This window comes from Pseudomonas sp. MPR-R2A5 (assembly GCF_058793055.1).
Genome location: NZ_JBXAFK010000009.1, coordinates 24,204 through 47,041 on the forward strand (window position 1 = coordinate 24,204; position 22,838 = coordinate 47,041).

A 22,838-nucleotide genomic window follows, 5' to 3' on the forward strand; every position below is an offset into this window, starting at 1 on the left:
AAGGGCCTGGCCAACGATACACCCGTCGGCCACGGAAATTAACGGCGGCCGAGCAAGCCGACCCACTGCACCAGCAGCGCTTCGAGCAACAGCACGCGGTTGAGGTTGGCCTTGCCGAGCACCTTCTGGCGCTGGGCGAGGATCCAGTCCTGGATATTGAGCACCTTGTCCTGGGCACTTTTCTGCGCTAGGTACTGCACCACCTTGCGCATGTCCGGCAGGCCCAGGCCCTGTTCATCCTGGGTCAACTGGTAGCGCAGGATCAGGCTCGACCAGTCGCAGAACCAGTCGAACAGCAGCAGCAAGGGGATGTCTTTCCAGGCCGCTTCGGCCAACTGAGTAGCGGACAGCTCCTGCTTGAGCAGTTTTTTCACGCCATCCACCACCAGCGCCCGTTGCTCGCGCACGCCCTGGGCGTGCAGCTTCACCGCTGCCAGGGGTGAACCGGCGGCCAGGGTCAGTAACTCGACCCGTTCGTCTTCGGCGCACTCCGGCAGCGCCTGTGCCAGCCACTGCAAGCTCATGGCCTCGCTCGGCAACGGGCACGCCTGCTGCACGCACCGGCTGCGAATGGTCGGCAACAAGCGGCTGGACTGGTGACTGACCAGCAACAGCACCGTATCGCCGGAAGGTTCTTCCAGGCTTTTGAGCAAAGCGTTGGCGGCATTGATGTTCATTGCTTCCACCGGCTCGATCAACACCACCTTGCGCCCGCCCATCTGTGCGGTTTGCACCACGAAACCGACAAGGTCGCGGACCTGGTCGACCTTGATCGCCTTGTCGGCTTCCTCGGGCTCCAGCAGATAGTTGTCCGGGTGGCTACCGGCCTTGAGCAACAGGCAGGATTTGCACTCGCCGCAGGCTTCCAGGTTGACCGGACGCTGGCACAACAGGCTGGCCATCAGGCGTTCGGCGAGGGCGCGCTTGCCGATCCCCGCCGGCCCGTGCAGCAAATAGGCGTGGGCGTGCTGGGCACGGCCGGCCAACTGCTGCCAGAGGCTATCCTGCCAGGGGTAGGCTTCAGCCACGGGCACGCTCCAGCAGTGTCGGCAACAAAGCGTCAATGGCCTGTTGCACCCGGGCCAGCGGCTGCGCGGCGTCCAGCAGGTAATAACGCGCCGGTTCAGCCTTGGCGCGCGCAAGGAATGCGCTGCGCACCGCCTCGAAAAACGCCTGGCCTTCCAGCTCGAAGCGATCGAGGCGACCACGGGCACTGGCACGCGCCAGGCCGACTTCTACCGGGAGGTCGAACACCAGGGTCAGGTCAGGGCGCAAATCGCCCTGCACAAAGGTTTCCAGGGTGGCAATGCGCTCCAGCGACAAGCCCCGGCCACCGCCCTGGTAGGCATAGGTGGAATCGGTGAAGCGATCACAAATCACCACCGCACCACGGGCCAGGGCCGGGCGAATCACCTCGGCCAGGTGCTGGGCACGTGCGGCAAACACCAGCAACAGCTCGGTGTCCGGGTTCATCTGTTCGTCACCTGGGGTCAGCAGCACCTCGCGGATACGCTCGGCCAGCGGCGTGCCGCCCGGTTCACGGGTCAACACCACTTCGATACCCTCGGCGCGCAAGCACTCGGCCAGGTAATCGCGGTTGGTGCTTTTGCCGGCGCCTTCCGGGCCTTCCAGGGTAATAAACAAGCCAGTCACAGGCAGTCCTTAGTCAGAGTCATTGCGGGCTTTGCGGCGCGACGGTGTCCGGTGCAGGCTCCGCCGGCGCTTGAGCTGGAGTATCGGCGGGGGGCGTCGGGCCTTCCGGCGGTTTTACCACCGGCGCCGGGCTGGAGCGATAATCGGCGCGACGCTTGAGCTGGAACTCACGCACGGCGGCATTATGCGCATCCAGGTTATCGGAGAAAATATGGCTGCCATCGCCACGGGCGACGAAATACAGGCTGCTGCCCGGCACTGGGTTCAGCGCAGCATGAATCGCCTCGCGGCCGACCATGGCGATCGGCGTCGGCGGCAGACCGGCCACCATGTAGGTGTTGTAGGGGTTGGCTTCCTTGAGGTGGGCGCGGGTCAACTTGCCGTTGTAGCGCTCCCCCAGGCCGTAGATCACCGTCGGGTCGGTCTGCAGGAGCATGCCGATCTTCATGCGGCGCACGAACACCCCGGCGATCTGCCCACGTTCTTCCGGCACACCGGTCTCTTTCTCCACCAGGGAGGCCATGATCAGCGCTTGGTAAGGGTCGGTGTATGGCACATCAGCGGCGCGCTTGCTCCATTCCTGGGCGAGTACATCGTCCAGGCGGTTGTAGGCTTTTTTCAGGAATTCAACATCGGTCATGCCGCGCACGAAACGGTAGGTATCAGGAAAGAACCGACCTTCAGGGAACACGCCGGGATGGCCAAGCTTGTCCATCACCTCGCTGTCACTCAGGCCCGAGAGGGTCTGTACGATCTTTTCATGCTTGGCCAGGGCCGAACGAACCTGGCGAAAATTCCAGCCTTCCACCAGGGTCAGGCTGTATTGCACCACTTCGCCACGTTGCCACAGGCCAATCAGGCCCTGGGCGGTCATCCCAGGCGTCATGCGATATTCGCCGCTGTGCAGCGGCTGTCCATCGAGGTTGAAACGCCAGTACAGGCGCAGCCAGAAGGCACCTTCGAGCACACCCTCGGCCTCCAGGCGATTGAAGGTACCCGTGGGGGTGGCCCCTGCCGGCACATCAAGCAACTGCTCCTGCGTCAGGTTCAGCGGCTGCTTCAGGGAGGAATCGAGTTTCCAGGCGGAAAACCCCAACAGCAACGCCGCCGAGAACACACCGATCAGCAGCAGTACAACCAGTTTTCGTATCAACTCAAATATCCAATAGTGCGCGAACAATGCCCTGCAGTTTACGGGTGAGCGGGCCAACCGACCAGCTCATCGCAGCACAGTCGCGCACCGGCCAAATGCCATAAACGCTGTTGCACACAAAGACTTCATCAGCCTGTTGCAACTGCTCAAGGCTGATATCAGCCACGGCCACCGGGATGCCCAGCGCTTGTGCCTGGGCCAGGACCTCGGCGCGCATGACACCGGCAACCCCGCAACGCGCCAGATCGGCGGTTAGTAACAAGCCGTTGCAAACCAGGAACAAGTTGCTGAACACGCCCTCGATGACGCGTCCGGACCTATCCAGCATCAAGCCCTCGGCATGCTCGGCGTCTTGCCATTCGGCGCGGGCAAGCACTTGCTCCAGGCGGTTGAGGTGCTTGAGACCCGCCAATAGCGGTTGTTCGGACAAGCGGGTGGCACACGGAAACAGGCGGATACCGTCGGTTCCATAGGCCGGGGGATAAGTGGCGGGCGGACTGCCCAGCAAGATCCGACGCACGGGAGCGCCGGGGTTGATGCCATAACCGCGCAGGCTGTCGCCGCGGGTGAGCATCAACTTGAGAACACCGTCGCCGAGGGCGGCGGCATAAGCCAGCACTTCGCTGCGGATCAGCGCCGGATCCGCAACCAGTGCCAACCGCCTGCAGCCCTCGTCGAGGCGGTGCAGGTGGCGGTCGAGCAGCACGGGCTGCCCGGCCTTGACGGCAATCGTCTCAAACAAGCCGTCGCCATAAGCCAGGCCACGATCCTTCAGGGGCACGCTGTCCGCTGGCTGACCGTCGACCCAGCTGTGCATCACTCGGCGAACCGGCGGAACACCAGGGAACCGTTGGTGCCACCGAAACCGAACGAGTTGGAGATCACCACGTCGATCGGCATCGGCTGTGCTTCGTGAGGCACGAAGTTCAGGTCGCAACCTTCGTCCGGCTCATCGAGGTTGATGGTCGGCGGAGCGACCTGATCCTTGATGGCCATCACACTGAAGATCGCCTCGACCGCGCCCGCCGCACCCAACAGATGGCCGGTCATGGACTTGGTAGAGCTGACCGCCAGCTTGTAGGCATGGTCGCCGAACACCGACCTGATGGCTTCGGCTTCCGCCAGGTCGCCAGTCGGGGTCGAGGTGCCGTGGGCGTTGATGTACTGCACCTGGTCCGGGTTGACCTTCGCATCGCGCAGGGCGTTGGTAATGCAACGCGCAGCGCCAGCACCATCGGCCGGTGGCGAGGTCATGTGGTAGGCGTCGCCGCTCATGCCGAAACCGATCAGCTCGGCGTAGATGGTGGCACCCCGCGCCTTGGCGTGTTCCAGTTCTTCGAGCACCAGGGCACCGGCACCGTCGGACAGCACGAAACCGTCACGGCCCTTGTCCCATGGACGGCTGGCACGGGTCGGTTCGTCATTGCGCGTCGACAGCGCACGGGATGCGCCGAAGCCGCCCATGCCCAGGCCACAGGCGGCCATTTCGGCGCCACCGGCGATCATCACATCCGCCTCGTCATAGGCGATATTGCGCGCCGCCATGCCGATGCAGTGAGTGCCCGTGGTGCACGCCGTGGCAATGGCGTAGTTAGGTCCCTGGGCACCCAAGTGGATGGACAGGAAACCGGAAATCATATTGATGATCGAGCCCGGAACGAAGAACGGTGAAATTCGACGGGGGCCGGAATCATGCAGCGTGCGACTGGTTTCTTCGATATTGGTCAGACCGCCAATACCCGATCCCATGGCGACGCCGATACGCTCACGGTTGGCGTCGGTCACTTCCAGGCCGGCGTTACGCACTGCCTGAAAACCGGCTGCCAGGCCGTATTGAATGAACAGGTCGAGTTTGCGGGACTCTTTGACCGAGAGATATTCCTCGACATTGAAACCCTTTACCGAGCCGCCAAAACGGGTGGAATAGGCAGAAAGGTCCGTGTGTTCGATCAGACCAATACCACTGCGGCCAGCCAGAATGCCCTGCCAACTGCTCGGCACATCCGTACCCAGTGGCGACAACATACCCATACCGGTGACTACGACGCGTCTACGCGACACAGCACTCTCCTTTTTCTTGATGACGACACTTTGCTTCAGAGCCACTTTTCATCAGAGCTAAAGAAAAAACCGCACGCCGTTACAGCAGTGCGGTTTTTCCCTGACAGCAAGCGACGACTACAAACTATTACGCCTGGTGGCTAGTAACGTAGTCGATAGCAGCTTGAACAGTAGTGATTTTTTCAGCTTCTTCGTCCGGGATTTCGGTCTCGAATTCCTCTTCCAGAGCCATCACCAGCTCAACGGTGTCAAGGGAATCGGCACCCAGGTCTTCTACGAAGGAAGCAGTGTTGATCACTTCTTCTTCTTTGACGCCCAGTTGCTCGGCAACGATTTTCTTGACGCGCTCTTCGATGGTGCTCATACCTTGTTTAACTCCTAATGGACAAATTCAGGCAGCTGGCCAGTGGGTAAGTGTATAGAAAGCCATTTCAGCTTTTCAACTGAAAGCTTCACCCTGTACCCCGTAGGCCACCTGCCTATAAATTAAGTTGCAGCTTTATAACGGATTTTAGACAGCTCGTATGACATTTTTTTGAAGCGATCCGTCACAATTTAACTCATGTACATCCCGCCGTTCACCGGGATTGTAGCCCCAGTCACGTATGCCGCACCGTCGGATGCCAGGAAAGTGACCACATTCGCGATCTCTTGAGCCTGGCCCAGACGGCCCAGCGGAATCTGCGTCAGCAAGGCTTCACGCTGTGCTTCCGGCAGTTCGCGGGTCATATCGGTATCGATGAACCCTGGGGCCACCGAGTTGACCGTAATCGACCGCGAGCCGACTTCACGCGCCAATGCACGGCTGAAACCTTCCAGACCGGCCTTGGCGGCTGCGTAGTTTACTTGGCCTGCGTTGCCCATGGCACCCACTACAGAGCCAATATTGATAATTCGGCCCCAGCGCGCCTTGGTCATGCCGCGCAAAACGCCCTTGGACAGGCGAAACAGACTGTTCAAGTTGGTGTCGACCACGTCGTACCACTCGTCGTCTTTCATGCGCATCATCAGGTTATCGCGGGTGATACCGGCGTTATTCACCAGAATTGCCGGCGCACCGAACTGTGCGGTGATCTCGGCCAGTACCGCAGCCACGGACTCATCGCTGGTCACATTCAGCTCAAGGCCAGTGCCTTGGACACCGTTTTCCTTCAAGGTCGCGGCGATACGCTCGGCGCCCGAAGCGGAAGTGGCGGTGCCAATGACAACGGCGCCCTGACGGCCCAGTTCCAGGGCGATGGCCTGGCCAATGCCACGGCTGGCGCCGGTAACCAGTGCAACTTTACCTTGCAGACTCATGCAGGCTTCTCCTAAGTTCGGGGATCAGGGGTCAGGCCAGTGCCGCGAGAGCGGCAGCGAAGGCATCCGGGGTATTGAGATTGGCGGTCGACACACCGTCGGCGCAACGCTTGTTCAGGCCAGCCAGGACCTTGCCCGGGCCGCATTCAACCAGCTCGGTGGCGCCATTGGCGGCCAGCGTCTGTACCGACTCAACCCAGCGTACCGGCTTGTAGAGCTGCTCCAACAGGTCGCGCTTGAGGGTCTCGAGATCAGGCGCAACCGCCGCGCTGACGTTCTGCACCAGCGGAATCTGCGGCGCCTGCCAGTTGATGGCGGCGATGGACTCGGCAAACCGCTCGGCTGCCGGACGCATCAACTCGCAATGGGACGGCACGCTCACCGGCAACGGCAGCGCACGCTTGGCGCCACGGGCCTTGCAGCCTTCGATGGCACGCTCGACCGCCGCCTTGGCACCGGCGATCACCACCTGGCCAGGGGAGTTGAAGTTCACTGCGCTGACCACTTCGCCCTGAGCGGCTTCGGCGCAGGCCTCGATCACGACCGCATCGTCCAGGCCGAGGATAGCGGCCATGCCGCCCTGCCCGTCCGGAACGGCTTCCTGCATCAGTTGGCCACGACGCTCGACCAGCTTGACCGCCTCGCCCAGGGTCAGGCTGCCCGCCGCCACCAGGGCGCTGTATTCGCCCAGGCTATGACCGGCCACGAATGCCGGGCGTGCGCCGCCTTCAGCCAGCCACAGGCGCCACAGGGCAATCGAAGCGGTCAGGATCGCCGGTTGGGTTTTATCGGTTTGATTGAGTTGTTCTTCCGGCCCCTGCTGGGTCAACGCCCACAGGTCGTAACCCAGGGCATCGGAAGCTTCCTTGAAGGTTTCCAGGATCAGCGGATATTGCGCGCCCAGCTCGGCCAACATGCCGAGGGACTGCGAACCCTGCCCTGGAAAGACGAATGCGAGGGATGTAGACATGTAACAAGCCCCTAAATGATCAGGTCGTCGGAAATGGTCGCTCCCGATCTTAAAATGAATGGTGGGAGCGCACGAAACTGACAGATTGGATGGTCAATTGAACTGGTCGGTCACATTTAAGCATTCCCGAGCCGATTCGCCTAAGGCAACAGATCCTCTAGACGGCCGTGCAAACGTTGAGGCAGGTTTTCCTGGATCTCGATAAGCGCACGCGCAATAGCGCTTTGGAAGCCCTGCACCCCCGCCGAGCCGTGGCTTTTGACCACAATGCCCTGCAAGCCAAGAAAACTTGCGCCGTTATGCCGCGCTGGCGCCAGGTCAGCCTGCAGGCGACGCATCAACGGCAGCGCCAGGGCGCCCACCATGCGTGACGCCAGGCTCTGCTTGAACAACGCTTCGATGCGCATCGCGATCATGGTGGCCAGGCCTTCGCTGGACTTGAGCAGGATATTGCCGACAAAACCGTCGCACACCACCACATCCGCTTCGCCACGGTACAAACCGTCGCCTTCGACAAAGCCGATGTAGTTCAAGCCCCGCGCGCCCTGCAACAGGGTAGCGGCGAGCTTCACCTGCTGATTGCCCTTGATGTCCTCGGTACCGATGTTCAGCAAGGCCACTCGCGGCCGGACCACACCCAGCGCTTCGGCGGCCACCGAGCCCATCACGGCGAACTGAAACAGGTGCTCGGCACTGCAATCGACATTCGCGCCCAGGTCCAGCAGTTGGCAATAGCCTTTCTGCGTCGGAATCGCCGCCACCATCGCCGGCCGGTCAATCCCCGGCAGGGTCTTGAGCACATGCCGCGACAATGCCATCAATGCACCGGTATTGCCGGCGCTGACGCAGGCTTGCACCTTGCCGTCGTGCAACAACTCAAGGGCTACCCGCATCGAAGAATCGGGCTTGCCACGCAGGGCCGCCGCCGGCTTGTCATCCATGCTGATGGTTTCGCTGGCTGGCGTAATCGTCAGGCGCGCGCGATCCACCGCCGGATGGCTGGCAATCAGTTCTTCAAGGAGGGAGGGTTGACCGACAAGGGTCAGGTGCAGCGAGGGTGTGGCAGCCAGGCTGGCAATGCAGGCCTGAACAATGCTGCGGGGACCGAAGTCCCCGCCCATTGCGTCAATCGCGATGACTTGAGCAGACAAGTGATTACTCGTCAGCGCCCTTGTCGATCACTTTACGGCCACGGTATACGCCTTCTGGCGATACGTGGTGACGCAGGTGAACTTCACCGGTGGTCTTTTCTACGGACAGGGTGCTAGCCTCGAGAGCGTCGTGCGAACGACGCATGTCACGGGCAGAGCGGGATTTTTTGTTCTGCTGAACAGCCATAATTGATTAACTCCTAAACGTTTGGGTCACGCTTTAACTGCGCCAATACACTGAACGGGTTGGACCGCGTTACCTCGTCCTCGCTCGGTTCGGGCTCGTCATCGAGGCCCGCCGGCTGCTGGCATTCTTCCGGATGATGAGCAGGCACAATGGGCAAGGCGAGCAGAAGCTCCTCCTCGATCAGTGCATGCAGATCCAAAGGATCTTCGCCCAGTTCCAGCACGTCATAACCTTTCGGCAACGACTGGGTATTCGCACCCTCCTTCACCACAGCATAACTGCACTCGCTGTGGATCGGCAGGGTGACCAGCTCAAGACAACGCTGGCAAACCATTTTGACCTCGGTGTCGATAAAGCTGTGGATTACCACAGATTTACGTTCATCTCGTTCAAAAACGAATTTGGCCTGCACCGTACCGACAGTGTCGGAAAGCGGGTCGCAGAGTCTCTCCAAATCGGCCAGCAGCAACTCACCTTGAAGGGAAGTGCCACGATCAGCCAATTTGCGCGGGTCAACGTGAGGTGGAATCGGGTCATTCAACATAGGCGCAGCATTATAGGGATGCCCCCAGCCATGTCAAAGGAAATTCAGCCCTGTGCGTCGGCCGGTCGCCCCGCTAGAATCGGCGGCTGCCTTGAGGAGACGTCCATGCTGCCTTTATTACTCGCTTCCAGCTCGGTTTATCGCCGGGAATTGCTGAGCCGCCTGCACCTGCCGTTCACCTGCAGCTCGCCGGATATCGACGAAAGCCACGCTGCAAATGAGTCGGCCACGGATCTGGTCAAACGCCTGGCCGAACAGAAAGCCCGTGCCCTCGCCGCCAGCCATCCTGGACATTTGATCATCGGCTCCGACCAGGTCGCCGCGCTGGAAGGCCGCATCATCGGCAAGCCTCACACGTTCGAAAACGCGCGCGAGCAATTATTGGCTGCCAGTGGCAAACGTGTCAGTTTCCTCACCGGCCTGGCCCTGCTTAACAGCGAGACGGGGCACTGCCAGGTGGACTGCATACCCTTTACCGTGCACATGCGCGAGCTGGATGCAGCGCGCATCGAGCGCTACCTGCGGATCGAGCAGCCGTATGACTGCGCGGGCAGCTTCAAGGCTGAAGGGCTGGGCGTGAGCCTGTTCCAGAGCACCGAAGGGCCGGACGCGACCAGTCTTGTCGGCTTACCCCTGATTCGGCTGGTGGATATGCTACTCAGCGAAGGCGTGCAAATCCCTTAAGAACGCTGCAAAACCCAATGCGGGACGGGCGACGCGACGATTCGACTTGCTCCCGACAGCGGTAATTCAGTCAGCTTATCTGTAGCTGACCCACCGCTATCAGGGGCAAGCCCCCTCCCACCTCTATCGAAATCTCAGCGCAGCGCCGGGCCCTGGAAGCCCATGTACAGCGCCAGCTTCTCAGCCACGCTGGCACCGAGCTTCTTGGAGAAACGATCAAACGGCGATTCTTCAACGGTGAAATCCACCAGGTCCTTCTCGCCAATCACATCCCGCGCCACCGAACTGGCACTGCCCAAGCCATCGATCAGACCCAGTGGCAATGCTTGCTCGCCCGACCACACCAGACCGGAGAACAACTCCGGATGCTCTTTATCCTTCAGACGATCCCCACGCCCCTGCTTGACGCTGGCGATGAACTGGCGATGAGTGGTGTCGAGCACGCCTTGCCAGAACTGGGTTTCATCCGCCTTTTGCGGTTGGAACGGGTCAAGGAACGCCTTATGCTCGCCCGAGGTGTAGGTCCGACGCTCCACCCCCAGCTTCTCCATGGTGCCGACAAAGCCATAACCGGCCGCCGTCACACCAATGGAGCCGACCAGGCTGGCCTTGTCGGCATAAATCTGGTCAGCGGCGCTTGCAATGTAATAGGCACCCGAAGCGCCAAGATCGGAAATGACCGCATACAGCTTGATCTCCGGATGCAGCCCGCGCAGGCGACGAATCTCGTCATACACATAGCCCGACTGTACCGGGCTGCCACCGGGGCTGTTGATGCGCAGGATCACGCCCTTGACCTTGGGGTCTTCAAAGGCCGCGCGCAGGCTGCTGACAATATTGTCGGCGCTGGCGGACTCCTTGTCGGCGATCACCCCACGCACCTCGATCAGGGCCGTGTAGTGGCTGCCACGGGTGGCGCTTTTTTCCATGTCCATCAGCGGGCTGAACAGCGCCAGCATGCCCAGCAGGTAAACAAAGGTCAGCAGCTTGAAGAAAATCCCCCAACGCCGCGAACGACGCTGCTCCTGCACGCTGGCCAGGAGAGTCTTCTCCAACAGCTTCCAGCTTTTGTCATCGGCCTTGTCGTCACTGGCCTTTTCCGGTGCTTTCCACTCATCACTCATGCCAACTACCCCAGCAAAGACTTATTGGGCCCGACCGAGCCAGGCCTGCAATTCAGAAAAATGATCGATCGTCAGCCTGGGCTCATATGGCTGCAACGCCTCGGCAGCCTGGGCGCCATAACTGACCGCCACACTGTCCATGCCAGCGTTGCGCGCCATCATCAGGTCGAAGGAAGCGTCGCCCACCATCAGCGCCTGGCGCGGCGACACGCCGCAATGGGCCAGGATCTGCTCAAGCATCAGGGGATGGGGCTTGCTGGCGGTTTCGTCAGCGGCGCGGGTGATGTCGAAATAATCTTCCCAACCATACGCCTCGAGCACCCGGTCCAACCCGCGACGGGACTTACCGGTGGCGACGGCCAGGTGGTAGCCCTCGGCGCGAAAAGCGTCCAGGGACTGCACCACCCCATCAAACAGCGGCGACGGCTCGGCCTCCAGGGCCATGTAGTGATCGACGTAGTGCCCACGGAAAGCGACCAACTCAGCGTCAGCGATGTGCGGGTACAAGGTACGAATCGCCTCCGGCAGGCCGAGGCCGATAATGCCCTTGACCGCGAGGTCAGTGCACGGCTCGAAGCCCGAGCGGTTGGAGGCGATGTGTATTGATTCGACGATCCGGCCAATGGAGTTGGCCAGGGTGCCGTCCCAATCGAAAATCAGCAGCTTGTAATCAAGGTGCGACACTCAAACGCTCCACGGTCTTGGCCCACATGTCATCGACCGGCGCCTGCAGTTTCAATTCACCGCCATCGGGCAGCGGCACGGTGAGCATATAGGCGTGCAGGAACAGGCGCTTGCCGCCCAGCTCCCGGATTTCCTTGGAGAAATCCTCGTCGCCATATTTGGTATCGCCCGCAATGCAGTGGCCCGCATGCAGGGTGTGCACGCGAATCTGGTGGGTACGACCGGTGACGGGCTTGGCTTCGACCAGAGTGGCGAAGTCACCGAAGCGGCGCAGCACCTTGAACAGGGTCAGGGCCTCTTTGCCCTCCTCGTCCACTTCGACCATGCGCTCGCCGGAGCGCAGGTTGCTCTTCTGCAACGGCGCGCGGACGCTCTTGATCGAACTGGCCCAGTTGCCACGCACCAGCGCCATGTAGCGCTTGTCCACGCCATCGCCACGCAGGGCTGTGTGCAGATGGCGCAACATGCTGCGCTTCTTGGCGATCATGAGCAGGCCGGAGGTGTCACGGTCCAGGCGGTGGACCAGCTCCAGCTCCTTGGCATCCGGACGCAGCTGACGAAAGGCTTCGATCACGCCGAAGTTCAGGCCGCTGCCCCCGTGAACCGCAATGCCGCACGGCTTGTTGATCACAATCAGCTTGCTGTCTTCGAAGACAATCGAGGCCTCGAGGCGCTGCAACAGGCCCTGGGCCAATGGCACGGGCTCGTCACGCTCAGGCACGCGCACCGGCGGCACACGAACGATATCGCCCGCCTGCAGCTTGTACTCGGGCTTGATGCGCCCCTTGTTCACACGCACTTCGCCTTTACGCAAGATGCGGTAAATCAAGGTCTTGGGCACGCCTTTGAGCCTGGCCAGGAGAAAATTGTCGATGCGTTGGCCGGCATATTCCGGCGAGACCTCAAGCAGCTGGACGCTGGGGGTCTGGGGGGCGGTAGTCGTCATGGCGGCGATGATAACAATTTTTTATGGAATTGAAGCACTTAATCATTGCTGCTATAGTCGCGAACGCCGCCAAAAGCGGCCTGGACAGAGGACTAGCGGCAAACTGCCGGCCCTGACCATCGCAATTCATCAGGACGCGAGGCCGTCCTACGGGGCTTTCACCACCTTGGAAGGCCCGAGATTGTAACAAGCGCAGGTGACATGAGGCCTGAAGCGAGTGCAGAAAGCAGAGTGAATACTCGTCTTCTGCGCCGATATTTACGGCCAGTTCACAAAGTGCAGTCAGTCTTGGGACACACCATGGCGAATGCTTCGGAAACAACGCCTGTTAAGAGCTGAGTGAGAGCGCAGTCGCCCACACCTAGTCTTGTTTAGCCATGAGCGTGGACTCCCCATTGGAGAACACGGTAAATGCCAACCCGCTGCGGATTCTGCGCGCGGCAGCACCCGAATTATCAGGGATACGTGTAGGGTGGAGATGCACAACCGTCGGACCGTGTAGCACTAGGCTTATATATAGACGCTTCATCTCGTCCACAGTCGCCGGTTGATTCCTCCTCCTGACCTTAGCTTTTGTTGAAGTGGTGCCTTTGTCACCACCGCTAACAAGCAGGACGCGTCCGTCGCGATACCAGCCCAATTGGCCGGTTATTGCTGGACACTGGAGTGGCCAACCACTCTTGACGCACCTGACACCGACCGTGAGAAGTCGTGTGTGCCGAACGCCGTTTCCGGCAGCCCGGAAACCGACGGTACAACATGAAAAGAATGCTGATTAACGCAACTCAACCCGAAGAGTTGCGTGTTGCACTGGTAGATGGCCAACGCCTCTACGACCTGGACATCGAATCCGGTGCACGCGAGCAAAAGAAGGCCAACATCTATAAAGGCCGTATTACTCGCATCGAACCGAGCCTTGAGGCTGCCTTTGTCGATTTCGGCTCCGAGCGCCACGGCTTCCTGCCCCTCAAAGAAATTTCCCGCGAATACTTCAAGAAATCCCCTGAAGGCCGCGTGAACATCAAGGACGTCCTGAGCGAAGGCCAGGAAGTCATCGTCCAGGTCGAAAAAGAAGAACGTGGCAACAAGGGCGCCGCCCTGACCACCTTCATCAGCCTGGCCGGCCGCTATCTGGTACTGATGCCGAACAACCCACGTGCCGGCGGCATTTCCCGTCGCATCGAAGGCGAAGAGCGTAACGAACTGCGCGAAGCGCTGAACGGCCTGGTTGCACCGGCCGACATGGGCCTGATCGTTCGCACTGCCGGCCTGGGCCGCAGCAGCGAGGAAATGCAGTGGGACCTCGACTACCTGCTGCAACTGTGGACCGCTATCAAAGAAGCGTCCCTGGATCGTTCCGCGCCGTTCCTGATCTACCAGGAAAGCAACGTCATCATCCGCGCTATCCGCGACTACCTGCGCCAGGACATCGGCGAAGTGCTGATCGACAGCGTTGAAGCCCAGGATGAAGCCCTGACTTTCATCCGCCAGGTGATGCCGCAGTACGCCAGCAAGATCAAGCTGTACGAAGACAGCGTTCCGCTGTTCAACCGTTTCCAGATCGAAAGCCAGATCGAGACCGCCTTCCAGCGCGTGGTCGAACTGCCTTCCGGTGGCTCTATCGTGATCGACCCGACCGAAGCCCTGGTGTCCATCGACATCAACTCGGCGCGCGCCACGAAAGGTAGCGACATCGAAGAAACCGCCCTGCAGACCAACCTGGAAGCGGCTGAAGAAATCGCCCGCCAACTGCGCCTGCGTGATATCGGCGGCCTGATCGTGATCGACTTCATCGACATGACCCCAGCCAAGAACCAGCGCGCCGTGGAAGAGAAAGTCCGCGAATGCCTGGAAGCTGACCGTGCCCGCGTGCAAGTCGGCCGCATCTCGCGCTTCGGCCTGCTGGAAATGTCCCGTCAGCGCCTGCGTCCATCCCTGGGCGAGAGCAGCGGCATCGTCTGCCCGCGTTGCAACGGCACCGGCATCATCCGTGACGTTGAATCGCTGTCCCTGGCGATCCTGCGCCTGATCGAAGAAGAAGCGCTGAAAGACCGCACCGCCGAAGTCCGCGCGCAAGTGCCGATCCCGGTGGCCGCGTTCCTGCTCAACGAAAAACGCAACTCGATCACCAAGATCGAACTGCGCACCCGTGCCCGTATCGTGATCCTGCCGAACGATCACCTCGAGACGCCGCACTTCGAAGTGCAGCGCCTGCGTGATGACAGCCCGGAAGCCCACAGCGGCCAGTCCAGCTACGAAATCGCGGCTGCCGCAGCCGAAGTAGAAGAAGTGCAGCCCGCCGCCGCGACCCGCACCCTGGTTCGCCAGGAAGCCGCCGTGAAGACCGCGCCAGCCCGTGCCAATGCACCGGTTCCGGTTGAAGCCGCCGCACCGGTTGCCGCGCCAGCCGCCCTGCCTGAACCAAGCCTGTTCAAGGGCCTGGTGAAGTCGCTGGTCAGCCTGTTCGCCACCAAGGAAGAGCCTGCTGCACCGGTAGTGGTTGAAAAACCAGCCACCGAACGCCCGGCTCGCAACGAAGAGCGTCGCAACGGTCGCCAGCAAAGCCGCAACCGCAATGGTCGTCGTGACGAAGAGCGCAAGCCGCGCGAAGAACGTGCCCCGCGTGAAGAGCGCGCACCACGTGAAGAGCGTGCGCCTCGCGAAGCCCGTGAAGACACTCCGGCCGTAGCCCGTGAAGAACGTGCACCGCGCGAAGAGCGCGCACCGCGTACCCCACGTGCTCCGCGTGAAGATCGCAAGCCACGTGGCGAACGTGAAGAACGTGTGCGCGAACTGCGCGAGCCACTGGACGCTGCGCCAGTCGTTGCCGGTGCTGCTGTTGCAGTTACTGCCTCGACTGAAGAACGCCCGGCTCGCCAACCGCGTGAAGAACGTGCGCCACGTGAAGAACGTCAACCACGTGCTCCGCGTGAAGAACGTCAACCTCGTGCCGAGCAAGCCCCTGCCGCCAGCGAAGAAGAAGTGCTGACCGGCGAAGAGCAACTGCAGGAAGACGGCCAGGACAACGCCGAAGGCGATCGTCCACGCCGCCGCTCCCGTGGCCAGCGTCGTCGCAGCAACCGTCGCGAGCGTCAACGTGATGCCAACGGCAATGTGATCGAAGGCTCGGAAGAGACCGGCGAGAACGCAGAAGCCGCCACCAGCGAACCCACTGGCACCGAACTGGCTGCCGGCCTGGCCGTAACCGCTGCTGTTGCCAGCTCGGTCATCAGCGCACCTGCTGAAGCCCAGGCTCACGAACAGGCTGAACGCGCCACTGCCGCCGTCGAAGAAACGCATGCGGCAGAAGCGCCTGTCGCTGAAACCCCAGTCGTTGAAGCACCGGTTGTCGAAGCCACCACCCCGATCGAAGCCCCCGTGGTTCCGGAAGTGGAGGTTGCACCGGTTCGTGAAGCCCAGCCGGAAGCCGAAGTTACCACTACCGAGCCTGAAGCGGTTGCTGAGCCTCAGCCAGTGGTTGAAGCCCCGGTTGTCGAAGCAACGGCCCCGGCTGTGCGTGAAGTTCGCGAAGAACAGACCGCGTTCCAGTGGACTGCCGAGCCTGCCGCTCCAGTTGAAGTGCCAGCCCCTGCCCCTGTGGTAGAAGAAGCGCCGGCCCCGGTCGCCGAAGTGGTTGAAGCCGCCCCGGTTGTGGTTGCCGAGCCTGCGCCAGTGGTTGAGACGCCAGTGGTTGCCGAAGTCGCCGCGCCGGTGGTTGAAGCTGCCCCAGTGGTCAGCGCACTGACCGAAAACGGCCGTGCGCCGAACGACCCACGTGAAGTGCGTCGTCGCCGCAAGGAAGCTGAAGCCGCCGCTGCTGCCGCAGCCGCTGCCGCACCGGCTGTAGCCGAAGTGGTCGAGGCGCCAGCCCCGGTCGCTGAAACTGTGGTGGAGCACACTGCCCCTATCGTCGACGAGAACCCAGGTTCTGCTGACGAAGTGGTAGAGCATCACCCAAAGGCCTTGGAAGAAGAACACGAGCCTAAACCCTTCGTCTGATTCCATAAGCCAATAAAAAGCCCCGCCTGATCACTCAGGCGGGGCTTTTTTTTATGCGATCGGGTTGTGTCCAGCGAGCCGGCTGCCAGAAGGTCAGGCAGGCACGAAACGTAATGACGGTGGCACATCTACATCCCATAGCACGCCGGGGTCGTCCACGGGCACTTCCCGTACGCTGGCATGCGCAAACAGCGGTCGAGCCCCCCGGTCCCCCGTCAGCGCCATCAACGCTGGCCCGAGCGAACGCCCGAACATGACCGGATGCCCATACTGTCCAGCATGCACCGGCACACTGATACCCTCCGCGTGCGCCACCACCTGCTCAATACTGCTCGGCAGGATAAACGGCATATCCCCCAGCACCACCAACCAACCGTCGCTTGAACGGCTGGCCGCCACCGCCGCAGCAAGGCTGTCGCCCATGCCCGCCGAGCGCAGCAGCACCACTTCGCAGCCGTAGCGCTGTGCCAAACGGATGACTTCAAGCCGATCCGGCGAGGTCACCACACAGCGTTTTGCAACGCTATCAGGCACATTCACCAACACCTGCTCGAATACCGGCCGCGTCACGCCGTCCCGGCCAACGCACTGCGCCAGCAACTTGTCCTGATCAGCGCCGGCCGCAGCGCGAAAACGACTGCCCTGCCCCGCCGCCAGCACAATGGCAGTCACCATCACTCAACCACCGTCGACAGCGGCTTTTTTTGCACGGCCTCCACGCCGTTCTTGATCGCGACAATCTCTGCCATCAATGACAACGCGATCTCCGCCGGCGTGTGGCTGCCGATATGCAAACCGATCGGCCCGTGCAGACGCGCAATCGCATCGGCCGACAAACCAAGTGCCGCCAGGTTCTCACGGCGTTTCTGGCTATTGACCCGCGACCCCAGCGCGCCGATATAAAACGCACTGGAGTTCAGCGCCGTCAGCAGCGCCATGTCATCCAGGCGCGGGTCATGGGTCAGGCAGACGATGGCCGTGCGTTCGTCGGTCTGGATGTTCAGCACCGCTTCATCGGGCATACCTGGCACAAAGCGGCCGTGCTGTTCTTCCCAGCCATACACAAATTCATCCCGCGGGTCACAGATCAGCACTTCGAAATCCAGCAACCGCGCCATTTCCGCCACATAACGCGACAGTTGCCCGGCACCGATCAACAGCAGGCGCCAGCGCGGGCCGTAGATGGCGCGCAAACGCTCGCCATCAAAGCTCACCACGTCGGTCTTGTTCGCAGCACTCAGGCTCACAGCCCCCGTGGCCAGCTCCAGTTCGCGGGCGACAATTTCATGGGCCTCGCAGCGCGCCAGCAATTGGGCAACCCACTCCCACTCAATGACCCGCTCCTCGGTCAGGCGCAGGGTGCCGCCACATGGCAAGCCAAAGCGCGCTGCCTCATCCCGGGTCACGCCGTAAGTCACCAGTTGCACCGGCGGCCCGTCTTCGGCCAACCGCCCATCCTGCAAGCGCGCAATCAGGTCATCTTCGATGCACCCGCCAGATACCGAGCCAATCACCACGCCATCGCCGCGCAAAGCCAGCATGGCCCCCGGCGGGCGCGGCGCGCTGCCCCAGGTCTGGACCACGCTATACAACACCACCCGTTGCCCGGCGCGACGCCATTCGAGCACGCTACGCAGGACGTTCAGATCCACACTGTCCATCAGGCCTTCACCTCCTGCCAGCCTTGCAGTTGGTAACGCACCGGCAGTTCGCGGATACGCTTACCCGTCGCGGCAAAGATCGCATTGCACAGCGCCGGCGCAATCGGCGGCACGCCGGGCTCACCGACCCCGCCTAATGGCACCTCGCCCTTTGGCGTGACCAGGTGCACGGCAACTTGCCTGGGCGCCAGGGACATGCGCGCCACTTCATACATATGGAAATTGTCCTGCTGGACCTTGCCATCCTTGAAGCTGATTTCACCCAGCACGGCATTCCCCAGGCCCATCACACAGGCGCCTTCGAACTGCGAGCGGATGCGCTCCGGGTTGATCTGCGGGCCACAGTCCACGGCAATATCGGCCTTGTGCACGATCAGGGTGCCATCACCCTGGACCTCTACCTCGATCACCGCGGCCACATAGGTGACGAAGCTGTAGTGCACCGCCAGCCCCAGACCTCGGCCCTTGGGCAAGGTGCGCCCCCAGCCCGCCGCCTTGGCTGCGGTTTCCAGCACACCACGCAGGCGGGCAGTGTCGATCGGGTAGCGCTCCGGGGATTCGCCGTAGTTCCACTCGTCACTCAGGGTTTTCGGATCGATCTGACGGTCTGGGCCAAGCAACTTGAGTTGGTATTGCAACGGGTCCTGGCCGGCCTTGTGCGCGAGTTCATCGACAAAGCATTGAATCGCAAAACCATGGGGGATGTTCGACACCGAACGGTACCAGCCAACCCGGGTATGGGCCGCCGCCTCTGGGTTTTCCAGGCGTACGTTGGGGATCGCGTAGGCCATATTGGTAAAGCCCATGCCCAGCTCGAACGCTGCCTCGTGGTTCATGCCCGGCGCAAACAGCGCAGTGATACTCGGGGCCACGGTGCGATGCAGCCAAGCGGACGGCAGGCCATCCTTGTTCAGGCCAGCCTTGAGGTATTCAACGGACACGGTGTGGAAATAAGCGTTATGGATGTCATCTTCACGGGTCCATTGCACACGCACGGCCTTGCCGGGGAATGCCTTGGCCAGGATGGCCGCCTCGACGACGAAGTCCGGCTTGGACTTGCGGCCGAAGCCACCGCCAAGCAATGTGACATTGACGGTGACGTTATCGAATGGCAGCCCCAGGCGCTCGGCGATTCGTTCACGGGTCACCTGGGGCGCCTGGCTGGGCGCCCAGGCTTCGCACTGGCCGTTGTCGAAACGAGCGATGGCGACCATCGGCTCCATCGGCGATTGGGCCAGATGGGGCAGGTAATAAGCGGCCTCCAGGGTACTGTCCGACTCGCCAAGGGCCTGATCGAGATTGCCAGTATTGCGCACCACTTTGCCCGGCTTCTGCGCGGCGGCTTCCAGCGTTTTGCGGTAGTCGACAGAGTTGTAGCCGGCGTTGACGCCATCGTCCCAGACAATGGTCAACGCTTCACGGCCCTTGATCGCCGCCCAGGTGTTGCTGGCGATAACGGCGATCCCACCAAGGGGCTGGAACTCCGAGGGCAGGGGCCGGCTTTCGATTTCCAGGACCTTGACCACGCCCGGCACCTTCAACGCCGCACTGGCATCGAAGGACTTGACCTTGCCGCCGTACACCTTTGGCCGTGCAACGGTGGCGTAGAGCATGCCGTCGAAATGCACGTCAGCGCCGTAGACCGCACGGCCATTGACGATATCGGCACCATCGATGGCCTTGACGCCCTCCTTGCCGATGTAGCGAAATTCCGACGGTTGCTTGAGGCGCAGGCTGTCTCGCGCCGGCACCGCCAATGCACCGGCAGCGGTGGCCAGCTCGCCATAACCCAATTCGCGAGCGCTCGGCTGGTGAATGACTTTGTGCAGTTGTGCCCGGCACTCGCCCACCGGAACGTTCCACTGCTCGGCAGCGGCCTGCTCCAGCATGGCCCGGACACTGGCGCCACAACGGCGCATCGGCTCATACCAATGGCGCATGCTGCGCGAGCCATCGGTGTCTTGGTTGCCGTAACGCACCTCATCACCGGGCGCCTGCTGGACCTTCACATGGGCCCAATCGGCGTCCAGCTCATCGGCAACCACCAGGCTCAGGCTGGTGCGCACGCCCTGGCCCATTTCCGAACGGTTGCAGATCACGGTCACCGTGCCGTCGGTGGCAATACTGACGTAGACCTTGGGATCGTCGATCAGCCCATGGGGCATGGCGTCGCCGCCGTACTTCTTCACCGCGTCGGCGGCGAAGGCATCGGGCAGGCCCCAACTGGCCGCCACCACCAACGCACCGGTAGCGCCGACCCCTTTGAGGAAGCCGCGACGACTGAGGTTATTGAGGACGAAATCAGCCGGCAATGCGCTCATGCCTTGGCCTCCTGCAGGTGGGTGGCCGCCTGGCGGATCGCGGTCTTGATGCGGTTGTAGGTGCCGCAACGGCAGATATTGCCGACCATCGCTTCTTCAATTTGCGCATCGCTGGGGTTGGGATTGGTTTTCAGCAATGCCGTGGCCGACATGATCTGGCCGCCCTGGCAGTAACCGCACTGGGCCACGGCCGTGTCGAGCCAGGCTTGCTGGACCACCTGGCCGATGGGGTCGGTGTGCAGGTTGTCGATGGTGCTGATGGCCTGGCCCTTGACCGCGCCGATCGGGGTAATACAACTGCGGGCCGGCGCGCCGTCGATATGAATGGTGCACGCGCCACACAGGCCCATGCCGCAGCCGAACTTGGTGCCGTTATAGCCGGCAACGTCGCGGATAGCCCACAACAGCGGCATATCCTCGGTGACGTCCAATGAATGGTCTTGACCGTTGAGTTTGAGGGTAATCATGGGCACGCCCGCATAGTGACTGGGTTATGGGGTCGAGCAATCTGCCCACTTGAAGAAAGCGGAGTCGGTTGACGCAGATGGCTCAGGCTAATCGGGCTCTCTTGTGAAGATAAATCCTCACCGGGCCTTTGATAAACGAGGTTTATGAACGGATAAAAAAACATCCTTAGGGTGCTAAGTTAACTCACCATTAACAAAAAAGCCCGGCTGAGCATTGATGAGCACCACGCCTTGGGCCTGATCGCCAGGCACAAAAAAACCCATCCGAAGATGGGTTTTTCATACCGCGTGTCCGCTTACTTGATAACGGGAGCAGGGCCTTCAGCCACGCCCAGGTCGTCTTCTTCACGGGTGTCGGAGATACCGCGACCACCGGAAGCCAGTTCGACTTGCAGCTTGTCTTCGTCCAACTCCTTGACCCACTTGGCCACGACCAGGGTGGCAACGGCGTTACCGACCAGGTTGGTCAGGGCACGGGCTTCGGACATGAAGCGGTCGATACCCAGGATCAGCGCCAGGCCGGCAACCGGCAAGTGGCCCACGGCAGACAGGGTCGCTGCCAGTACGATGAAGCCGCTACCGGTCACGCCCGCAGCGCCTTTGGAGGACAGCAGCAGCACCAGCAACAGGGTGATCTGGTGGGTGATGTCCATGTGGGTGTCAGTCGCCTGGGCGATGAACACGGCAGCCATGGTCAGGTAGATCGAAGTACCGTCGAGGTTGAACGAGTAACCGGTCGGGATCACCAGGCCAACCACGGATTTCTTCGCGCCCAGGCGTTCCATCTTGATCAGCATGCGTGGCAGTGCGGACTCGGAGGACGAAGTACCCAGGACAATCAGCAGCTCTTCACGGATGTAGCGGATCAGTTTCAGCACGCTGAAACCGTGGGCGCGGCAGATGGCGCCAAGCACCACGACCACGAACAGGACGCAGGTGATGTAGAAGCAGATCATCAGCTGGCCCAGTTGCACCAGCGAACCGACACCGTAAGCACCGATGGTGAACGCCATGGCGCCCAGGGCGCCGATTGGCGCGAGCTTCATGATCATGTTGATGATGTTGAACATCACGTGGGCGAAGCGATCGATGAAGTCCAGCACCGGCTTGCCATAGGCACCCAGGCGATGCAGGGCGAAACCGAAGATCACCGAGAACATCAGCACTTGCAGGATGTCACCGGTCGCGAACGCGCCGACGATGGTGTTCGGGATCACGTTAAGCAGGAAGCCAACGATGCTCTGGTCTGCACCGGCAGTCACGTAGGCAGCGACTTTCGAAGCGTCCAGGGTGGCCACGTCGATGTGCATGCCGGCGCCCGGTTGCACAACGTTCACGACGACTAGGCCGATCAGCAGGGCGATGGTGGAAACGATTTCGAAGTACAGCAGCGCATAGCCGCCGGTCTTGCCCACCGATTTCATGTTTTGCATGCCAGCGATACCGCTGACAACGGTGCAGAAGATGATCGGGGCGATGACCATTTTGATCAGCTTGATAAAGCCGTCACCCAGTGGCTTGAGGGCCACACCGGTCTGCGGGTAGAAGTGACCGAGCAAAATACCGATAACGATTGCAACGATCACCTGGAAATACAGGGATTTGTACAGTGGCTGACGAGTCGTCATTGCAAAGTTCCTCAATCGTCCCGTGTGGCAAATATCCGCCATTGCCCACGGCACTTGAATTGCGAACCCTCCTGCACTGGAGGGATTTGTTGTTTGCGAGGCCTGTAGGACCAAGCCTGCGCTGTCATCCTTATCGCAAACGCCGTGCCACTTTGCTGAAAATCCCCGCAGGCCTTTAGACATCAGGGCCCAAGGGATTCCAGCGTAATCGGGGGCTGGGCCCGAGGTGGCGGATTTCCGCCCACCCGTCCAATCCCGTCCTACAATTTGGCGGATATCCGCCTTGTTGCTCCGTCAGGGGGTGGC

The 22,838-nt window shown here is 61.3% G+C and carries 21 protein-coding genes; 2 read left to right on the forward strand and 19 right to left on the reverse strand.

Annotated features, from left to right (window positions below; all coding sequences use genetic code 11):
- Window positions 1–38: 38 nt before the first annotated feature.
- The 11 genes from AC1Q6I_RS09260 to AC1Q6I_RS09310 all read right to left on the reverse strand — a co-directional run bounded on the left by AC1Q6I_RS09260 (window position 39) and on the right by AC1Q6I_RS09310 (window position 9,018).
- Window positions 39–1,028, reverse strand: a complete 990-nt coding sequence (locus AC1Q6I_RS09260) for a DNA polymerase III subunit delta' (protein WP_024076957.1) — start codon at window positions 1,026–1,028, stop codon at window positions 39–41.
- The gene (gene tmk, locus AC1Q6I_RS09265; protein WP_024076958.1) at window positions 1,021–1,653 is read right to left on the reverse strand and encodes a dTMP kinase; all 633 of its coding nucleotides are present in this window, start codon (window positions 1,651–1,653) and stop codon (window positions 1,021–1,023) included. The genes AC1Q6I_RS09260 and tmk overlap by 8 nt, the downstream gene beginning before the upstream one ends.
- A gap of 19 nt (window positions 1,654–1,672) precedes the next feature.
- Window positions 1,673–2,806, reverse strand: a complete 1,134-nt coding sequence (mltG, locus tag AC1Q6I_RS09270; protein ID WP_102624084.1) for an endolytic transglycosylase MltG — start codon at window positions 2,804–2,806, stop codon at window positions 1,673–1,675.
- A 1-nt stretch (window position 2,807) separates the two neighbouring features.
- Window positions 2,808–3,623, reverse strand: a complete 816-nt coding sequence (gene pabC, locus AC1Q6I_RS09275; protein WP_102624085.1) for an aminodeoxychorismate lyase — start codon at window positions 3,621–3,623, stop codon at window positions 2,808–2,810.
- Entirely contained in the window at window positions 3,623–4,867 is a 1,245-nt protein-coding gene (fabF, locus tag AC1Q6I_RS09280) for a beta-ketoacyl-ACP synthase II (protein WP_024076961.1), read from the reverse strand. The genes pabC and fabF overlap by 1 nt, the downstream gene beginning before the upstream one ends.
- Before the next feature lie 127 nt (window positions 4,868–4,994).
- Window positions 4,995–5,231, reverse strand: coding sequence for an acyl carrier protein (acpP, locus tag AC1Q6I_RS09285; RefSeq protein WP_024076962.1), 237 nt, complete (start codon window positions 5,229–5,231; stop codon window positions 4,995–4,997).
- Window positions 5,232–5,422: 191 nt separating this feature from the next.
- Window positions 5,423–6,166 carry a 3-oxoacyl-ACP reductase FabG gene (gene fabG, locus AC1Q6I_RS09290; RefSeq protein ID WP_015885432.1) on the reverse strand — a complete coding sequence of 248 codons (744 nt, stop codon included), beginning with the start codon at window positions 6,164–6,166 and terminating at the stop codon, window positions 5,423–5,425.
- Between the two features lie 31 nt (window positions 6,167–6,197).
- Window positions 6,198–7,136, reverse strand: a complete 939-nt coding sequence (fabD, locus tag AC1Q6I_RS09295; protein ID WP_102624086.1) for an ACP S-malonyltransferase — start codon at window positions 7,134–7,136, stop codon at window positions 6,198–6,200.
- A gap of 140 nt (window positions 7,137–7,276) precedes the next feature.
- Entirely contained in the window at window positions 7,277–8,287 is a 1,011-nt protein-coding gene (plsX, locus tag AC1Q6I_RS09300) for a phosphate acyltransferase PlsX (protein WP_024076964.1), read from the reverse strand.
- 4 nt (window positions 8,288–8,291) lie between these two features.
- Window positions 8,292–8,474 (reverse strand): 50S ribosomal protein L32, encoded by a 183-nt coding sequence (rpmF, locus tag AC1Q6I_RS09305; RefSeq protein WP_003179396.1) that lies wholly within the window; start codon window positions 8,472–8,474, stop codon window positions 8,292–8,294.
- 13 nt (window positions 8,475–8,487) lie between these two features.
- Window positions 8,488–9,018: a YceD family protein gene (locus AC1Q6I_RS09310; protein WP_010566563.1), complete on the reverse strand. Its 531-nt coding sequence runs from the start codon at window positions 9,016–9,018 to the stop codon at window positions 8,488–8,490.
- A gap of 105 nt (window positions 9,019–9,123) precedes the next feature.
- Between AC1Q6I_RS09310 and AC1Q6I_RS09315 the strand changes: the two genes are divergently transcribed.
- Complete coding sequence (locus tag AC1Q6I_RS09315; protein ID WP_024076965.1) at window positions 9,124–9,702, forward strand: Maf family protein; 579 nt, start codon at window positions 9,124–9,126, stop codon at window positions 9,700–9,702.
- Between the two features lie 134 nt (window positions 9,703–9,836).
- On the opposite strand, the gene AC1Q6I_RS09320 is transcribed toward AC1Q6I_RS09315, so the two are convergent.
- Genes AC1Q6I_RS09320 through rluC form a run of 3 tightly spaced genes read right to left on the reverse strand, consistent with a single transcriptional unit; the run spans window position 9,837 to window position 12,456 of the window.
- Complete coding sequence (locus AC1Q6I_RS09320; protein ID WP_024076966.1) at window positions 9,837–10,826, reverse strand: S49 family peptidase; 990 nt, start codon at window positions 10,824–10,826, stop codon at window positions 9,837–9,839.
- A 21-nt stretch (window positions 10,827–10,847) separates the two neighbouring features.
- A complete protein-coding gene (locus tag AC1Q6I_RS09325) occupies window positions 10,848–11,510 on the reverse strand; it encodes an HAD-IA family hydrolase (RefSeq protein ID WP_024076967.1) in 663 nt (220 codons plus the stop codon).
- Window positions 11,497–12,456: a 23S rRNA pseudouridine(955/2504/2580) synthase RluC gene (rluC, locus tag AC1Q6I_RS09330; RefSeq protein ID WP_024076968.1), complete on the reverse strand. Its 960-nt coding sequence runs from the start codon at window positions 12,454–12,456 to the stop codon at window positions 11,497–11,499. The genes AC1Q6I_RS09325 and rluC overlap by 14 nt, the downstream gene beginning before the upstream one ends.
- Window positions 12,457–13,224: 768 nt before the next feature.
- On the opposite strand from rluC, the gene rne reads away from it, so the two are divergent.
- Window positions 13,225–16,455, forward strand: a complete 3,231-nt coding sequence (gene rne / locus AC1Q6I_RS09335; protein WP_102624087.1) for a ribonuclease E — start codon at window positions 13,225–13,227, stop codon at window positions 16,453–16,455.
- A 93-nt stretch (window positions 16,456–16,548) separates the two neighbouring features.
- Here rne and AC1Q6I_RS09340 read toward each other — a convergent pair whose 3' ends face one another.
- The 5 genes from AC1Q6I_RS09340 to AC1Q6I_RS09360 form a co-directional block, all read right to left on the reverse strand.
- The gene (locus AC1Q6I_RS09340) at window positions 16,549–17,130 is read right to left on the reverse strand and encodes a nucleotidyltransferase family protein (protein WP_219730615.1); all 582 of its coding nucleotides are present in this window, start codon (window positions 17,128–17,130) and stop codon (window positions 16,549–16,551) included.
- Entirely contained in the window at window positions 17,130–18,116 is a 987-nt protein-coding gene (locus tag AC1Q6I_RS09345) for an XdhC family protein (protein ID WP_069076850.1), read from the reverse strand. Before AC1Q6I_RS09345 ends, AC1Q6I_RS09340 begins: the two co-directional genes overlap by 1 nt.
- Window positions 18,116–20,437 (reverse strand): xanthine dehydrogenase family protein molybdopterin-binding subunit, encoded by a 2,322-nt coding sequence (locus AC1Q6I_RS09350; RefSeq protein WP_069076851.1) that lies wholly within the window; start codon window positions 20,435–20,437, stop codon window positions 18,116–18,118. Before AC1Q6I_RS09350 ends, AC1Q6I_RS09345 begins: the two co-directional genes overlap by 1 nt.
- The gene (locus tag AC1Q6I_RS09355) at window positions 20,434–20,904 is read right to left on the reverse strand and encodes a (2Fe-2S)-binding protein (RefSeq protein ID WP_024076973.1); all 471 of its coding nucleotides are present in this window, start codon (window positions 20,902–20,904) and stop codon (window positions 20,434–20,436) included. The genes AC1Q6I_RS09350 and AC1Q6I_RS09355 overlap by 4 nt, the downstream gene beginning before the upstream one ends.
- Window positions 20,905–21,200: 296 nt before the next feature.
- On the reverse strand, window positions 21,201–22,532 hold the full coding sequence (locus AC1Q6I_RS09360; protein WP_024076974.1) for a dicarboxylate/amino acid:cation symporter: 1,332 nt from the start codon (window positions 22,530–22,532) through the stop codon (window positions 21,201–21,203).
- Window positions 22,533–22,838 lie beyond the last annotated feature (306 nt).

What these genes read in the sequence shown, in the direction of transcription:
- rluC (WP_024076968.1), bottom strand. Translation starts at nt 12,456, where the DNA reads ATGACGACTACCGCCCCCCAGACCCCCAGCGTCCAGCTGCTTGAGGTC.
- rpmF (WP_003179396.1), bottom strand. Translation starts at nt 8,474, where the DNA reads ATGGCTGTTCAGCAGAACAAAAAATCCCGCTCTGCCCGTGACATGCGT.
- AC1Q6I_RS09360 (WP_024076974.1), bottom strand. Translation starts at nt 22,532, where the DNA reads ATGACGACTCGTCAGCCACTGTACAAATCCCTGTATTTCCAGGTGATC.
- pabC (WP_102624085.1), bottom strand. Translation starts at nt 3,623, where the DNA reads ATGCACAGCTGGGTCGACGGTCAGCCAGCGGACAGCGTGCCCCTGAAG.
- fabD (WP_102624086.1), bottom strand. Translation starts at nt 7,136, where the DNA reads ATGTCTACATCCCTCGCATTCGTCTTTCCAGGGCAGGGTTCGCAGTCC.
- rne (WP_102624087.1), top strand. Translation starts at nt 13,225, where the DNA reads ATGCTGATTAACGCAACTCAACCCGAAGAGTTGCGTGTTGCACTGGTA.
- AC1Q6I_RS09350 (WP_069076851.1), bottom strand. Translation starts at nt 20,437, where the DNA reads ATGAGCGCATTGCCGGCTGATTTCGTCCTCAATAACCTCAGTCGTCGC.
- AC1Q6I_RS09355 (WP_024076973.1), bottom strand. Translation starts at nt 20,904, where the DNA reads ATGATTACCCTCAAACTCAACGGTCAAGACCATTCATTGGACGTCACC.
- AC1Q6I_RS09345 (WP_069076850.1), bottom strand. Translation starts at nt 18,116, where the DNA reads ATGGACAGTGTGGATCTGAACGTCCTGCGTAGCGTGCTCGAATGGCGT.
- AC1Q6I_RS09310 (WP_010566563.1), bottom strand. Translation starts at nt 9,018, where the DNA reads ATGTTGAATGACCCGATTCCACCTCACGTTGACCCGCGCAAATTGGCT.
- AC1Q6I_RS09315 (WP_024076965.1), top strand. Translation starts at nt 9,124, where the DNA reads ATGCTGCCTTTATTACTCGCTTCCAGCTCGGTTTATCGCCGGGAATTG.
- fabG (WP_015885432.1), bottom strand. Translation starts at nt 6,166, where the DNA reads ATGAGTCTGCAAGGTAAAGTTGCACTGGTTACCGGCGCCAGCCGTGGC.
- AC1Q6I_RS09340 (WP_219730615.1), bottom strand. Translation starts at nt 17,130, where the DNA reads ATGGTGACTGCCATTGTGCTGGCGGCGGGGCAGGGCAGTCGTTTTCGC.
- acpP (WP_024076962.1), bottom strand. Translation starts at nt 5,231, where the DNA reads ATGAGCACCATCGAAGAGCGCGTCAAGAAAATCGTTGCCGAGCAACTG.
- AC1Q6I_RS09320 (WP_024076966.1), bottom strand. Translation starts at nt 10,826, where the DNA reads ATGAGTGATGAGTGGAAAGCACCGGAAAAGGCCAGTGACGACAAGGCC.